The organism is Geodermatophilus sp. FMUSA9-8 (genome assembly GCF_037034165.1).
GTDB lineage: Bacteria > Actinomycetota > Actinomycetes > Mycobacteriales > Geodermatophilaceae > Geodermatophilus > Geodermatophilus nigrescens.
On the sequence record NZ_JBAGKE010000004.1, the window covers coordinates 1 to 14,315 of the forward strand.

At 76.4% G+C, this 14,315-nt stretch carries 12 protein-coding genes; all 12 read right to left on the minus strand.

Going from position 1 to position 14,315, the window contains the following annotated elements; genetic code table 11:
- Positions 1–193: 193 nt before the first annotated feature.
- Positions 194–1,474, minus strand: coding sequence for a tyrosine--tRNA ligase (gene tyrS / locus WA616_RS09715; RefSeq protein ID WP_336029292.1), 1,281 nt, complete (start codon positions 1,472–1,474; stop codon positions 194–196).
- 4 nt (positions 1,475–1,478) lie between these two features.
- Entirely contained in the window at positions 1,479–2,150 is a 672-nt protein-coding gene (locus WA616_RS09720; RefSeq protein ID WP_336029294.1) for a DNA-3-methyladenine glycosylase, read from the minus strand.
- Positions 2,114–3,559, minus strand: coding sequence for an argininosuccinate lyase (argH, locus tag WA616_RS09725; protein WP_336029296.1), 1,446 nt, complete (start codon positions 3,557–3,559; stop codon positions 2,114–2,116). Before argH ends, WA616_RS09720 begins: the two co-directional genes overlap by 37 nt.
- Positions 3,556–4,122, minus strand: a complete 567-nt coding sequence (locus tag WA616_RS09730; protein ID WP_073422730.1) for an arginine repressor — start codon at positions 4,120–4,122, stop codon at positions 3,556–3,558. The genes argH and WA616_RS09730 overlap by 4 nt, the downstream gene beginning before the upstream one ends.
- 13 nt (positions 4,123–4,135) lie before the next feature.
- Complete coding sequence (gene argF / locus WA616_RS09735) at positions 4,136–5,083, minus strand: ornithine carbamoyltransferase (protein WP_336029301.1); 948 nt, start codon at positions 5,081–5,083, stop codon at positions 4,136–4,138.
- Entirely contained in the window at positions 5,080–6,270 is a 1,191-nt protein-coding gene (locus WA616_RS09740; protein ID WP_336029302.1) for an acetylornithine transaminase, read from the minus strand. The genes argF and WA616_RS09740 overlap by 4 nt, the downstream gene beginning before the upstream one ends.
- A complete protein-coding gene (argB, locus tag WA616_RS09745) occupies positions 6,267–7,268 on the minus strand; it encodes an acetylglutamate kinase (RefSeq protein WP_336029304.1) in 1,002 nt (333 codons plus the stop codon). Before argB ends, WA616_RS09740 begins: the two co-directional genes overlap by 4 nt.
- Entirely contained in the window at positions 7,265–8,431 is a 1,167-nt protein-coding gene (gene argJ, locus WA616_RS09750; RefSeq protein WP_336029305.1) for a bifunctional glutamate N-acetyltransferase/amino-acid acetyltransferase ArgJ, read from the minus strand. Before argJ ends, argB begins: the two co-directional genes overlap by 4 nt.
- Positions 8,428–9,468 (minus strand): N-acetyl-gamma-glutamyl-phosphate reductase, encoded by a 1,041-nt coding sequence (gene argC, locus WA616_RS09755; RefSeq protein ID WP_336029307.1) that lies wholly within the window; start codon positions 9,466–9,468, stop codon positions 8,428–8,430. Before argC ends, argJ begins: the two co-directional genes overlap by 4 nt.
- A 412-nt stretch (positions 9,469–9,880) precedes the next feature.
- A complete protein-coding gene (locus tag WA616_RS09760) occupies positions 9,881–10,687 on the minus strand; it encodes an SDR family NAD(P)-dependent oxidoreductase (protein ID WP_336029308.1) in 807 nt (268 codons plus the stop codon).
- Positions 10,680–13,157: a phenylalanine--tRNA ligase subunit beta gene (gene pheT, locus WA616_RS09765; protein WP_336029309.1), complete on the minus strand. Its 2,478-nt coding sequence runs from the start codon at positions 13,155–13,157 to the stop codon at positions 10,680–10,682. The genes WA616_RS09760 and pheT overlap by 8 nt, the downstream gene beginning before the upstream one ends.
- On the minus strand, positions 13,157–14,224 hold the full coding sequence (gene pheS / locus WA616_RS09770) for a phenylalanine--tRNA ligase subunit alpha (protein WP_336029311.1): 1,068 nt from the start codon (positions 14,222–14,224) through the stop codon (positions 13,157–13,159). The genes pheT and pheS overlap by 1 nt, the downstream gene beginning before the upstream one ends.
- Positions 14,225–14,315 lie beyond the last annotated feature (91 nt).

The following is a 14,315-nucleotide window of genomic DNA, read 5'->3' on the forward strand; positions in this document are numbered from 1 at the left end:
TGCTGGAGGCTGTGTTGTCCTCTCGCGCCCGCAACGGGGGCTCCTACCGGTGCCTCTCCGCTGCCCTCCCGGGCCGTGCGGCGCGCAGAGAGAAAGTTACGTGGCTGTCGGACCCGTGTCAAACCCGGGCCGCGGTGACGCCGGACACCGTTCCGGAACCGGCGTGTCACACGCCGTTCACACGGGCGTCGGGCTAGGGCGTCACCCGCTGCACGCCGGCCACGGAGCGCTTGCCGCGGCGCAGCACCAGCCAGCCCCCGGGCAGCCAGGCGTCCTCACCGGGGACCGCGTCGGCGTCGGTCACCCGCTCGTTGTTCAGGTAGGCGCCGCCCTCCTTCACCGTCCTCCGGGCCTCGGACAGGCTGGCGACGAGCCCGGTCTGCTGGAGGAGCTGGGCGACGGTCGGCGTTCCGCCGTCGACGGTGACGCTGCCGGCCTCCCGCAGGGCGGCGGCCAGCGTCTCGGGCCCCAGGGCGGCGAGGTCGTCGCGCCCGAAGAGCGCACGCCCGGCCGCCTCCGCCTGGCGCAGCTCCTCGGGCCCGTGCACCAGGGCCGTCAGCTCCTCGGCCAGCGCGCGCTGCGCCGCCCGGGAGGCCGGCCGCTCGGTGCTCTCGGCGACGATCGCGGCCACCTCCTCGGCCGGGCGCTCGGAGAACTGGGGCAGCCAGGTGAGCGCGTCGGCGTCGTCGGCGTTGAGCCAGAACTGGAAGAACGCGTACGGCGAGGTGAGCGACGGGTCCAGCCAGACCGTGCCGCCCTCGCTCTTGCCGAACTTCTGCCCGTCGGACTTGGTGACCAGCTGGGTGGAGAGAGCGTGCACGCCGGCGCCCTCGACGCGCCGCACCAGGTCGATGCCGGCGGTCAGGTTGCCCCACTGGTCGGAGCCGCCGGTCTGGAGCGTCACCCCGTGCCGGCGGAAGAGCTGCAGGTAGTCGTGCGCCTGGAGGATCTGGTAGCTGAACTCGGTGTAGCTGATGCCCGCCTCGGAGTTCAGCCGGGCCGACACCGCCTCCTTGGCGAGCATCCGGCCCACCCGGAAGTGCTTGCCGAGGTCGCGCAGCAGGTCGATCGCCGACAGCGGCTCGGTCCAGGTGAGGTTGTCGACGTACACCGGGGCGGGCAGGCCCCCGCGCTCGGCCGGCAGCTCGAGGAACGGCGCCAGCTGCCGGCGGATGCTGTCGACCCAGCCGGCCACCGTGGCGCGGTCGTTGAGCTGGCGCTCCGCCGTCGGCCGGGGGTCGCCGATCAGCCCGGTGGCGCCGCCCACCAGCACCACCGGCCGGTGCCCGGCCCGCTGCAGCGCCCGCAGGACCATGACCTGCACCAGGTGGCCGACGTGCAGGCTCGGCGCGGTGGGGTCGAACCCGCAGTAGTAGGTGACCGGTCCCCCGGCGAGGTGCGTGGACAGCGCGGCCTCGTCGGTGGTCTGGGCGATGAGGCCGCGGCGCTTCAGCTCGGGGAGGACATCGGTCACGGGATCAATCCTGCCCGGCGCTCCGGGGACGCCGGCGTCCCCCCGGGCGGAACGCGCTCACCGACGGCGCCCCGGTCTCCCAGAACCGCCACGGCAGCTCGGTCGCCCGGCTGATGCCGACCCGGGGCCCGGCCGACACCCCGGCCGGCGGCTCCCCCGCGTGCAGGCGCACCGGGGAGGCGGGGTCGAGGACGTCGGCGCCGCCGTCGCCCGGCCCGATCGCCAGCGCCGCGGTGAGCCGGGCGGGCCCGCGGGCGAGGTCCCGCGGCACCCGCGCGGAGGGACGGCGGACGGCGGCCAGGGACTCCCCCACCACCACCTCGCCGGCGCGGAGCAGCACCGCCGACCCGCGCCCCGCCGGGCCGACGACGACGTTGGCGCACCAGTGCACGCCGTAGCTGAAGTAGACGTACAGCCGCCCGGGCGGGCCGAACATGATGGCCGCGCGCGGCGTCGGCCCGCGGTGGGCGTGCGAGGCGGGATCCTCCCCCTCCCCGGAGTACGCCTCCACCTCGGTGAGCCGGACGGCGACGGTGCCCTCGGGCCGGTCGGTGACCACCCAGCAGCCGAGCAGGGCCGGTGCGACCTGGTCGACCGGCCCGAGCAGCTCGTCGGCGGTGAGCAGCCGCCCCGGCGAGGTCAGAGCGCGGCCGCCACGGGCGAGCCGGCCGACCACCGGCCGTGCGCGGCGGCGACGTCCTTCAGCGTCGCCAGCTGGCCCGCGACCCGCTCGGGCGCCGTCCCCCCGCGGGTGCTGCGGGCCTCCAGCGCGCCGCGCACCGAGAGCACGGAGCGCACCTCGGGGGTGAGCCGCTCGTCGATGCCGGCGAGCTGGTCGTCGTCGAGCTCGTCGAGCTCGACGCCCGCCTCCTCGCAGAAGGCGACCATCGCGCCGGAGATCTCGTGCGCCGAGCGGAACGGGACGCCGTTGCGCACCAGCCACTCCGCGACGTCGGTGGCCAGCGCGAAGCCCTGCGGGGCGGCGGCCTCGAGCACCTCCGGGCGCAGCGTCAGCGTGGCGACCATCCCGGTGACCGCGGGCAGCAGGAGCAGCAGCTGCTCGAGGGAGTCGAAGACCGGCTCCTTGTCCTCCTGCAGGTCGCGGTCGTAGGCCAGGGGCAGGCCCTTGAGCATGGTGAGCAGGCCGGTCAGATTGCCCACGAACCGGCCGGACTTGCCGCGCGCGAGCTCGGCGATGTCGGGGTTCTTCTTCTGCGGCATTATCGACGACCCGGTGGCCCAGGCGTCGTCGAGGCGGGCCCAGCCGAACTCGGTCGACGTCCAGAGCACGACCTCCTCCCCCAGCCGGGACAGGTGGACGCCGATGAGCGCGGCCGCGAAGCAGAACTCGGCGGCGAAGTCGCGGTCGCTGACCGCGTCGATCGAGTTGTCGGCGGCCCGGTCGAAGCCGAGCTCGGCGGCGACGGCGTCGGGGTCCAGCGGCAGCGACGAGCCGGCCAGCGCGCCCGAGCCCAGCGGGCTGACGGCGGCGCGGCGGTCCCAGTCCTGCAGCCGGTCGACGTCGCGGGCGAACGCGTGCGCGTGCGCGAGCAGCTGGTGGGCGATGAGCACCGGCTGGGCGTGCTGGAGGTGGGTCATGCCGGGGGCCGGCACGTCCTGGTACCGCTCGGCCAGCCCGAGGAGGGCGTACTCCAGCGAGGAGAGCTCCCCGACCAGGGCGCGCACGTTGTGGCGGAGGTAGAGCCGCAGGTCGGTGGCGACCTGGTCGTTGCGGGACCGGCCGGCGCGCAGCTTCCCGCCGAGCGTGCCGAGCTTGGCGATCAGGCCCCGCTCGAGCGCCTCGTGCACGTCCTCGTCGGCCTCGACGGGCGCGAAGGTGCCGGCGGCGACCTCGGCCGACAGCTCGGTGAGCGCCCCGAGCATCTGCTCGAGCTCGTCGTCGGCGAGCAGGCCGGCGCGGTGCAGCACGCGGGCGTGCGCGCGGGAGCCGGCCAGGTCGTAGGGGGCCAGCCGCCAGTCGACGTCGGTGGACTTCGACAGCGCCGCCATGGCCGGGGAGGGGCCGCCGCCGAAGCGGCCGCCCCAGAGCCGGGTCTGCGAGGCGGGGGCGGTCGGGTCGGTCACGGGGTCGGTCCTCCGGGGGGCTCAGGGACGGGGGCGTCGTCGGTCAGGTCGCTGTGCAGCTCGGGGTAGACGGCGGGGGTCCGCGCGGCCATCGCCCGCAGCCGCTCGGCCAGCGCGGGGCCGCCGTCGGGGGCACGGGAGACGACGAGCAGCGTGTCGTCCCCGGCGATGGTGCCCAGCACGTCGGGCAGTCCCACCTTGTCCAGCGCCGAGGCGAGGAACTGGGCGGCCCCGGGCGGGGTGCGCAGGACGGCGAGGTTGGCGCTGCCGTCGGCGCTGGTGAGCAGGTCGGCCAGCAGCCGGGTGAGGCGGGCGGGCGCGGCCTGGGCCGGGCGCAGCGGGGCGTTCTCCGGCGGCAGCACGTAGGACGCCGGGGCGCCGTCGGTGCCGCGCAGCTTGACCGCGCCGAGCTCCTCGAGGTCGCGGGACAGCGTGGCCTGGGTGACCTCGATGCCGCCGTCGGCCAGCAGGGCCGCCAGCTGGGTCTGCGACGTGACCGGCCGGGCGGTGATCAGCTCGGCGATGCGCGCCTGCCGGGCCGAGCGGGTCAGCGCCCCGGTCACGCGCGGTCCCCCGTCACCCGGATCGCTCCAGGAGCCACAGCAGCAGGGCCTTCTGCGCGTGCAGCCGGTTCTCCGCCTCGTCCCAGACGGCCGACCGCGGGCCGTCGATCACGTCGGCGGCGATCTCCTTGCCCCGGTAGGCGGGCAGGCAGTGCAGGACGACGACGTCGTCGGCGGCGCGGTCGACCGCGGCCTGGTCCAGCGCGTAGGGCAGGAACGGCGCGACGCGGGTGTCGTACTCGTCCTCCTGGCCCATGGAGACCCAGGTGTCGGTGACCAGCACGTCGGCGCCGTCGGCGGCGGCCGCGGCGTCGGCGGTCCACTGCACCGAGCCGCCGGTCTCGGCAGCGATCTCCGCCGCCCGCTTGAGCACGTCCGGGGCGGGCTGGTAGGCCTCCGGGGAGCCGATCCGCACGTGCATGCCGGCGGTGGCGCCGCCGAGCAGGTAGGAGTGCGCCATGTTGTTGGCGCCGTCGCCGAGGTAGCTGAGCGACCGGCCGGCCAGCGACCCCCTGCGCTCGATCACCGTCTGCAGGTCGGCGAGGATCTGGCAGGGGTGGAAGTCGTCGGTGAGCGCGTTGACCACCGGCACGCGGCTGGTGGCGGCCATGGTCTCCAGCCGGTCCTGGCCGAAGGTGCGCCACACGATCGCCGACACCTGCCGGTCGAGGACCCGGGTGGTGTCCTCCACCGGCTCGCCGCGCCCGAGCTGGCTGGACCCGGCGTCGATGACCAGCGGGTACCCGCCGAGCTCGGCGACGCCGACGGAGAACGACACCCGGGTGCGGGTGGAGGGCTTGTCGAACAGGACGGCGACCGCGCGGGGCACGCCGTTCGCGGCCCGCAGCGGGGTGGGCGCGGCGTCGGTGTGCCGGGTGCGCTTGAGCTCGGCGGCCAGCGCCAGGACCTCGGCCTGCTCGCCGGGGGTGAGGTCGTCGTCGCGGGTGAGGTGCCGGATCACGGGGCGGTCTCCTGGAGGGCGGCGTCGAGGGCCGCGGGGAGGGCGGCGACGAACGCGTCGACCTGGGCGTCCGTCACGACCAGGGAGGGGGCCAGCCGCACCACGTCGGGGGCGACGGCGTTGGTGAGGAAGCCGGCGGCGCGCAGGTGCGCCTCCAGGGCTGCGGCGGCCGGGGCCGTGAGGACGACGCCGAGCAGCGCGCCCCTCCCCCGCACGCCGGAGACGCCGGGGTGGCCGAGGCCCTCGATGCCGGCGGTGAACCGGTGCTCGAGCTCCTTGGCCCGCTCGAGCAGGCCCTCGTCGCGCACGGTGTCGAGGACGGCGAGCGCGGCGGCGCAGGCGATCGGGTTGCCGCCGAACGTCGAGCCGTGGGAGCCGGCGGTCATGAGCTCGGCGGCGTCGCCGAAGGCGAGCGTGGCGCCCAGCGGCAGGCCGCCGCCGATCGCCTTGGCCAGCGTGATCAGGTCGGGCTGGAGCCCGTCCGCCTGGGAGGCGAACCAGTGGCCGGTGCGGCCGGTGCCGGTCTGCACCTCGTCGACGGCGAACAGCGCCCCGGCGTCGGCGGCGGTGCGGGCGGCCGCGGCCAGGTAGCCCGCCGGCGGGGGCAGCACGCCGCCCTCGCCGAGCATCGGCTCGAGCAGCACCATCGCCGTCTGCCCGCCGACCGCGCCGGCCAGCGCGGCGGCGTCGCCGTACGGCACGTACCGGACGCCGCCGGGCAGCGGGGCGAACGCGGCGGCCTTCGACGGCTGCCCGGTGAGCGCGAGCGCGCCCATCGTGCGGCCGTGGAAGGCGCCCTCGGCGGTGACGACCTCGGGCCGGCCGGTGAGCCGGCTGATCTTGAAGGCGGCCTCGTTGGCCTCGGCGCCGGAGTTGCAGAAGAAGACCCGCCCGGGCCGGCCGGCGAGCTCCAGCAGCCGCTCGGCGAGGGTGACGCCGGGCTCGTGCATCGCCAGGTTGGAGACGTGGCCGAGGGTGCCCGCCTGGCGGGTGATCGCCTCGGTGACCCGCGGGTGGGCGTGGCCGAGGATCGTCGTCGCGATGCCGCCGAGCAGGTCGGTGTGCTCGCGGCCGTCGACGTCCCAGACGACCGACCCCTCGCCGCGGGCGAGCGCGACCGGGGGCGTGCGGTAGTTGCCCATCATCACGGCCGACCAGCGGGTGGCCAGCTCCTCCGTGTGGGTCATGCCGGCTCCTCTCCGCTCAGGCTGTGGGCGGGGACGACCATCGTCCCGGTGCCCTCGGTGGTGAACATCTCCAGCAGCAAGGCGTGCGGGGTGCGGCCGTCGACGACGGTCGCCCGCTTCAGCCCGCCCTCGACCGCCCGCAGGCAGGCGGCCATCTTCGGGATCATCCCGGCGTCGAGGTCCGGGAGGATCTCCGCGAGCTCGGCGGCGTCGATCTGCTGCACGAGCGAGTCGCGGTCGGGCCAGTCGGCGTAGAGGCCCTCGACGTCGGTGAGGACGACGAGCTTGACCGCGCCCAGCGCGACGGCGAGCGCCGCCGCGGCGGTGTCGGCGTTGACGTTGTGCACCACGCCGTCGCGGTCGGGGGCCACCGTGGCCACCACCGGGATCTTCCCGGCGGCCAGCAGCGCGGTGACCGGTGCCGGGTCGACCGCGGCGACGTCGCCCACCAGGCCGACGTCGACCGGCTCGCCGTCGACGACGGCCGTCGTCCGCTCGGCGGTGAACAGCCCGCCGTCCTCCCCGGACAGGCCGACCGCGAGCGGGCCGTGGGAGTTGATCAGCCCCACGACCTCCGGGCCGACCTGGCCGGTGAGCACCATGCGGACCACCTCGACGGTCTCCGGGGTGGTCACCCGCAGGCCGCCGCGGAACTCGCTGGCGATGCCGAGCCGGGACAGCATCCCGGTGATCTGCGGGCCGCCGCCGTGGACGACGACGGGCAGGATGCCGCAGGTCCGCAGGAACACCATGTCCTCGGCGAAGGCGCGGCGGCACTCCTCGTCGACCATCGCGTGGCCGCCGTACTTGATCACCACCACGTTGCCGTGGAACTCGCGCAGCCACGGCAGCGCCCCGGTGAGGACGGCGACCTTCCGGGCGTCGCCCTCCGGGTCGTAGGTGCGCATCACCCGGGTGGTGCCGATGCGGCGGCGCGGCGGCGGGGGCTGCTCGTCGATCCGGACGTCGGGCGGGCTCGGGTCCTGTGCGGTGCTCATGTGGAGTACGCCGAGTTCTCGTGCACGTAGGCGATGGACAGGTCGTTGGTCCAGATCGTGGCCTGCTCGGTGCCGGCCCGGAGGTCGACGTCGATGGTGATGGCCCGGCCGGTGAGGTCGACGCCCTCGCGCGGGTCGCCGATGGCGCCGCCCCGGCAGACGGTCACGCCGTTGATCGTGACGTCGACGCCGTCGGGCTCGAAGGCGGCGTCGGTGGTGCCGATGGCGGCGAGCACCCGGCCCCAGTTGGGGTCGTTGCCGAACAGCGCCGTCTTGAGCAGGTTGTTGCGCGCGCAGGCCCGGCCGGCGGTGAGCGCGTCGCGCACGCTGGCCGCGTTGCGGACGGTGATCGCGATGTCCTTGGTGGAGCCCTCGGCGTCGGCGAGCAGCTGCATGGCGAGGTCGGTGGCCGCGGCGGTGAGCGCCTCGGCCACCTCCGCCGCGGACGGCGTGACGCCGCTGGCGCCGTTGGCCATCGCGATGACCGTGTCGTTGGTGGACAGGCAGCCGTCGGAGTCGACCCGCTCGAAGCTGACGCCGGTGGCGGCGGCCAGCGCCTCCTGCAGGACGGCCGGCTCGACGGCGGCGTCGGTGGTGAGGACGACGAGCATCGTGGCGAGGCTCGGCGCGAGCATGCCGGCGCCCTTGGCCATGCCGCCGACGGACCAGCCGTCGCGCTGCTGCACCGTCGTCTTGGGCACCGAGTCGGTGGTCATGATCGCCCGGGCGGCGTCGGGACCGCCGTCGGCGGACAGCGCCCCCGCGGCGGCGGTGACGCCGGGCAGCAGCCGGTCCATCGGCAGCCGGACGCCGATCAGCCCGGTGGAGGCGACGGCGACGTCGACCGCGCCGACCTCCAGACCGGCACGCCCGAGCGCGGCGGCGGTGTGCTCGGCGGTGGCGTGGGTGTCCTGGAAACCCTCCGGGCCGGTGCACGCGTTGGCGCCGCCGGAGTTGAGGACGACCGCCCGCAGCCGCCCGCCGGAGAGGACCTGCCGGCTCCACAGCACCGGCGCGGCGGGGAAGCGGTTGGTGGTGAAGACGGCGGCCGCGGCGTCCTGCGGGCCGTCGTTGACGACCAGCGCGACGTCCTGGGCGCCGGTGCTCTTGAGCCCGGCCGCGACGCCGGCGGCCCGGAAGCCCGCGGGTGCGGTGACGCTCACGGGGCCACCCCCACCAGCGGCAGGCCCGCGGTCTCGGGCAGGCCGAGGGCGATGTTGGCGCTCTGGACGGCCCCGCCCGCGGTGCCCTTGGTGAGGTTGTCGACGGCGGCGACGACGACCAGCCGGCCGGCGTCGGGGTCGACGGCGACCTGGACCGCGACCGTGTTCGCGCCGAGCACCTGCGCGGTGGTGGGCCACTGGCCCTCGGGCAGCAGGTGCACGAACGGCTCGTCGCCGTAGGCCTCGGCGTAGGCGGCCCGCGCGGCCTCGGCGTCGGTGCCCGGCCGCAGCGGCGCCGAGCAGGTGGCGAGGATGCCCCGGCTCATCGGCACCAGCGTGGGCGTGAAGCTGATCCGCACCGGCTGGCCGGCGGCGGCGCCGAGGGTCTGCGCCATCTCCGGGGTGTGCCGGTGGACCCCGCCGACGCCGTAGGCGCTCGCCGATCCCATGACCTCGCTGCCGAGCAGGTGCGGCTTCGCGGCCTTGCCCGCGCCGGAGGTGCCGGAGGCGGCGACCACGACGATGTCGGGCTCGACCAGGCCCGCGGCCAGCGCCGGGGCCATCGCGAGGGTGACCGACGTCGGGTAGCAGCCGGGGACGGCGATCCGCCGCGCGCCGGCCAGCTTCTCCCGCTGGCCGGGCAGCTCGGGCAGGCCGTAGGGCCAGGAGCCGGAGTGCTCGCCGCCGTACCAGCGGGCCCAGGCGGCCGGGTCCTCGAGCCGGTGGTCGGCGCCGCAGTCGATGACGAGCGTGTCCTCGGGCAGCTGCGCGGCGATCGCGGCCGACTCGCCGTGCGGGAGCGCGAGGACGACGACGTCGTAGCCGGCGAGGTCCGCGGGCGCGCTCGGCCGCACCTCGAGGTCGGCGAAGGGCAGCAGGTGGGGCTGCAGCTCGCCCAGGCGTCGGCCGGCGCTCGAGTTGGCGTGCACCCCGGCCAGCCGGAGGTGCGGGTGCCCGGCCAGCAGCCGGACCACCTCACCGCCCGCGTACCCGGTGGCGCCGGTGACCCCGACCGTCCACGTCTGCCCTGTGTTCACGATGCATGACCATACAGGAGCGTGCATGACCTTTCATCGTCGAGGTCGGGTCCCCGTGCCGGCACGGTCGTGCTCTGCGCGCGATGGTGTGCAGAGCACGACCTCCCCGGAGGACGCACGGCCTCCCGAGCCGGGTCGTGCTCTGCCCCGCCGGTGTGGGCAGAGCACGAGCACCCGCGGGGAGAGTCCTCGAGCACTGCCCCGCAGGCGTGGGCAGAGCACGAGCACCCGCAGGCGGAGTCCTCGAGCACTGCCCCGCAGGCGTGGGCAGAGCACGAGCACCCGCGGGGAGAGTCCTCGAGCACTGCCCCGCGGGGGTGGGCAGAGCACGAGCACCCGCAGGCGGAGTCCTCGAGCACTGCCCCGCGGGGGTGGGCAGAGCACGGGCCGCCGCGGAGGAACAGGCGCGGGGTCAGGCCAGGGGGTCGGCGTCGCCGTACGGGAGCAGCCGCAGCCGGCGGGCGTCGCCGGCCGGGGTGGTGGCGCGCAGGGCGTCCAGGGTGTCGGCGCCGGCGCGCAGGAAGCGCCCCGACCACGCGTCGAGCTCCCCGGCGGCGATGGCCACGACGAGGTCGACGACGTCGGCGGGCCGGGTCCACTCGGTGCGGCCGGCGTGCATGGGCATGGCGCGGGTCATCGCGGTGTCGACGACGCCCGGCGCCACGTCGAACGCGCGCACGCCGTGCCCGGCGCCGGCCAGCCCGATCGCCTCGGTGATCCGCATCTGCGCGGACTTGCCGGCCGAGTAGGCGCTGTAGCGTGCGTCGCCGCGGGTGCCCAGGCCGCTGGCCAGCCCGACCACGCGCCCGCCGCCGGCCGCGAGCATCCCCGGCAGCACGGCGCGGGCGAGGAGGAACGGCCCGCGCACCTGGCTCTCCACCACCGACCACCACTGCTCGGGGTCGGCCTCCCACAGCAGCACCTCGGCGGCGTCGATCGCGCCCGCGTTGTTGACCAGCAGGCCCACCGGGCCGAGCTCCGCGGTCACCCGGGCGACGGCGGCGTCGACCGCGGCGGCGTCGGTGACGTCGGCGGGCACGGCCAGCGTGCGCCCCCCGGTGGCCGCGGCGACGTCGTCCATCGCCGCCCGCAGCCGCTCCCCGCCGCGGGCGAGGCCGGCGACGGCGGCGCCGCGGGCGGCCAGCCCCTCGGCGAGGTGCCGGCCGATGCCCGCGGACGCCCCGGTGACGAGCACAACCAGCCCGGAGAGGTCAGGCATCACCACTGCGCAGGGTGATCCCCTGCATGGCGACGACGGCGAGGATGCCCTCGCGCACCTGGGCGACGTCGGCCGCGGTGAGCGTGCGGTCGGGCGCGCGCAGCACCAGCGAGTACGCCAGCGAGCGCGACCCGGTCGGCACCGGCGGGCCGGAGTAGACGTCGAACAGGCGCACCGCCTCGAACAGCTCGCCCGCTCCCCCGCGCACCAGCGACTCGACGTGCGAGGCGGTGACCTCGTCGGGCACGACGAAGGCGAGGTCGAGGAACACCGGCGGGAAGGCGGAGATCCGCGGGCCGACGGGCACCGGCCGGGCCGGGAGCGCGTCGACGTCGAGCTCCATCACCGACGTGCGGGCGGGCAGGTCCAGCGCCGCGCACACCCGCGGGTGCAGCTCGCCGGCGTACCCGGCCACGACGTCGTCGTCGCCGACGCGCACGACCAGCTCGGCGCAGCGGCCCGGGTGCCAGGGCGCCCGCTCGCCGGGGCGGACGAACAGTTCCACGCCCGCGGCCGCGGCCACCACGCGCGCGGCCTGCACGGCGTCGGCCCAGCCGGCCGGGCGGCCCGGGCCCCACCAGCCGCGCGGCTCGCGCTGGCCGGCGAGGGCGACGGCGACGTGCCACGGCTGCTCGGGCACCGCGCCCAGCAGCGCGGCGAGCGTCTCGTCGTCGGGCCGGGCGTCGACGCCGGGGAGCGGCGCGGGGGTGCGGTCGCCGCCGCGGAAGACCGCGCCGTGCTCGAACAGGGCGAGGTCGCGCTGCCCGCGGGCCAGGTTGCGGGCCAGGGTGGCGAGCAGGCCCGGCAGCAGCGTGGTGCGCAGCGCCGGCTCCTCCTCCGACAGCGGGTTGCGCACGAGGACCACGGCGCGCCGCTCGTCGTCGGCGTCCAGGCCGAGGGCGTCGAACACCGACGGCGCGAGGAACGGGTAGGCCGGCGCCTCGACGTGGCCGGCCTCGGCCAGCGCCCGGCCGATCGCGCGGCGGCGGCGCTGGGTCTCGGTGAGCCCGCGCCCGGGCGGGGCGGTGGGCAGCACGGAGGGGACGTCGTCGTAGCCGGCGAGGCGGACGACCTCCTCGACCAGGTCGGCCGGGTCGGTGAGGTCGGGGCGCCAGGACGGCGGGGTGACGGTGAGCCGGTCCCCGTCGGCCTCCACGGCGCAGCCGACGGCGCCGAGCAGCTCGACCACCTGCTCCGGCGGGTAGGGCACGCCGGAGACCCGGCCGGGCCGGTCGGCGGCCAGCGCGATCGTCGGGCGCGGGCGGCGGGTGTCGACGTCGACCGGCGCGCCGACGACGCGGGCGCCGCCGTACTCGGCGAGCAGCGCCGCCGCGCGGGCGAGCGCGACGACGGTCATCTCCGGGTCGACGCCGCGCTCGAAGCGGCGGGCCGCCTCGCTGGGCAGCCGGTGCCGGCGGGCGGTGCGGGCCACCCCGGTCGGTTCCCAGTGCGCGGCCTCCAGCAGGACGTCCGTCGTGCCGTCACCGATCTCGGTGGACGCCCCGCCCATGACCGCGGCCAGCCCGATCGGGCCGGTGTCGTCGGTGATGAGCAGGTCGTCGTCGGACAGCACGCGGTCGGCGCCGTCGAGGGTGGTCAGCCGCTCGCCCTCGCGGGCCCGGCGGACGACGATCGGGCCGGTCACCGCGGCGCGGTCGAAGGCGTGCATCGGCTGGCCGAGCTCGAGCATCACGTAGTTGGTGACGTCGACGGCCAGCGAGATCGACCGGATGCCGGACTGGGCCAGCCGGCGGCGCATCCACCAGGGGCTGGGCGCGGTCGGGTCGAGGCCCTCCAGGGCGACCATCGAGAACCGGTCGCAGCGCTCGGCGTCGGCGACGGTGACGTCCCACGCCGGCTCGCCGGACCAGCTCGGGTCCTCGGCGGCGCCCGGGTCGCGCCAGCCGACCGCGAGGCCGGTGCCCATCTCGCGGGCGATGCCGCGCATGGACAGGCAGTAGCCGCGGTCGGGGGTGACGGCCAGCTCGACGACGACGTCGTCGAGGCCCACGACCGGGCGGGCGTCGGCGCCGGGCTCGAACCCGTCGCCGAGCACGAGGATCCCGGCGTGGTCCTCGCCGATGCCGAGCTCGCGGACCGAGCAGATCATCCCGTCGGACACGTGGTCGTAGGTCTTCCGGGCGGCGATCTCGAACCCGCCGGGCAGCACCGCGCCGGGCAGCGCGACGACGACGGTGTCGCCGACGGCGAAGTTCCGGGCGCCGCAGACGATGCCGCGCGGGGCGCCCTCGCCGACGTCGACCTGGCACCAGCGGATCGGCTTCTTGAAGCCCGTGAGCTCCTCGATCCCCAGCACCCGGCCGACCACCAGCGGGCCGGTGACCTCGGCCGGGGTGTGGACCTCCTCGACCTCGAGGCCCAGCCGGACGAAGGCGGCGTCGAGCTCCTCGACGGTCGTCCCGGCGGGGACGTCGACGTACTCGGCCAGCCAGCCGACGGGGACCCGCATCAGAGCTCCACTCCGAACGCCTTCGTGAACCGGACGTCGCCCTCGACGATGTCGCGCATGTCGCCGACGCCCGAGCGGAACTGCAGCGCCCGCTCGATGCCCATGCCGAAGGCGAAGCCGCTGAACTCCTCGGGGTCGACGCCGCAGGCCACGAGCACCCGCGGGTTGACCATCCCGCAGCCGCCCCACTCGACCCAGCGCGGGCCGTCGCGGTGCTCGGGGAACCAGACGTCGAACTCCGCCGAGGGCTCGGTGAAGGGGAAGTAGCTCGGCCGCCAGCGGGTGATCGCCTCCGGGCCGAACAGCGACCGCGCCAGGGAGTCGAGTGTGCCGCGCAGGTGCGCCATGGTCAGGCCGCGGTCGACCGCGAGGCCCTCCACCTGGTGGAACACCGGGGTGTGCGTCGCGTCGAGCTCGTCGGTGCGGTAGACCCGCCCGGGCGCGACGACGTAGACCGGCGGCGTGCGGGACAGCAGCGTGCGGGCCTGCACCGGGCTGGTGTGGGTGCGCAGCACCAGGCCGGAGTCCTCGGGCGCCACGAAGAGGGTGTCCATCATCGTGCGCGCCGGGTGGTCGCGGCCGATGTTGAGCGCGTCGAAGTTCAGCCACTCGGCCTCGAGCTCGGGGCCGTCGGCCACCTCGTAGCCCATGCCGACGAAGACGTCGGCGATGCGCTCCTGCAGCGTGGTCAGCGGGTGGCGGGCGCCGCGCGGGGCGCGGTCCCAGGGCAGGGTGACGTCGACCCGCTCCTCGGCCAGCACCCGCGCGTCGCGCTCGGCCTCGAGCTCCGCGCGGCGGGCGTCGAAGGCCTCGGTGACGGCGACGCGCGCGGCGTTGACGCGCTTGCCGGCGTCGGCGCGGGCGGCCGGCGGCAGCGCGCCGAGCTCGCGGCGGGCCAGCGGCACGGGCGCGCGGTCACCGAGGTGGGCCGGGCGGGCGGCGGCCAGCGCGTCGAGGTCGGCAGCGGACGCGAAGGCCTCCCGGGCCGCCGCGACGGCTCCGTCGAGGGCCTCGGCGGACAGGGCCGCGACCTGCTTGGGGTCGTAGGGGTCGTTGGCGCCGGACACGGGAGGCCATTCTGCCCGGCTCTCCTCCCCGTCCGCCTGCGGGTTCCGGTCCCGTCGGCGGCGGCTGCCAGGATCGGGCGGCGCGGCGGGC

What these genes read in the sequence shown, in the direction of transcription:
- WA616_RS09760 (WP_336029308.1), bottom strand. Translation starts at nt 10,687, where the DNA reads ATGCCTGACCTCTCCGGGCTGGTTGTGCTCGTCACCGGGGCGTCCGCG.
- WA616_RS09740 (WP_336029302.1), bottom strand. Translation starts at nt 6,270, where the DNA reads ATGACCCACACGGAGGAGCTGGCCACCCGCTGGTCGGCCGTGATGATG.
- pheT (WP_336029309.1), bottom strand. Translation starts at nt 13,157, where the DNA reads ATGCGGGTCCCCGTCGGCTGGCTGGCCGAGTACGTCGACGTCCCCGCC.
- argB (WP_336029304.1), bottom strand. Translation starts at nt 7,268, where the DNA reads ATGAGCACCGCACAGGACCCGAGCCCGCCCGACGTCCGGATCGACGAG.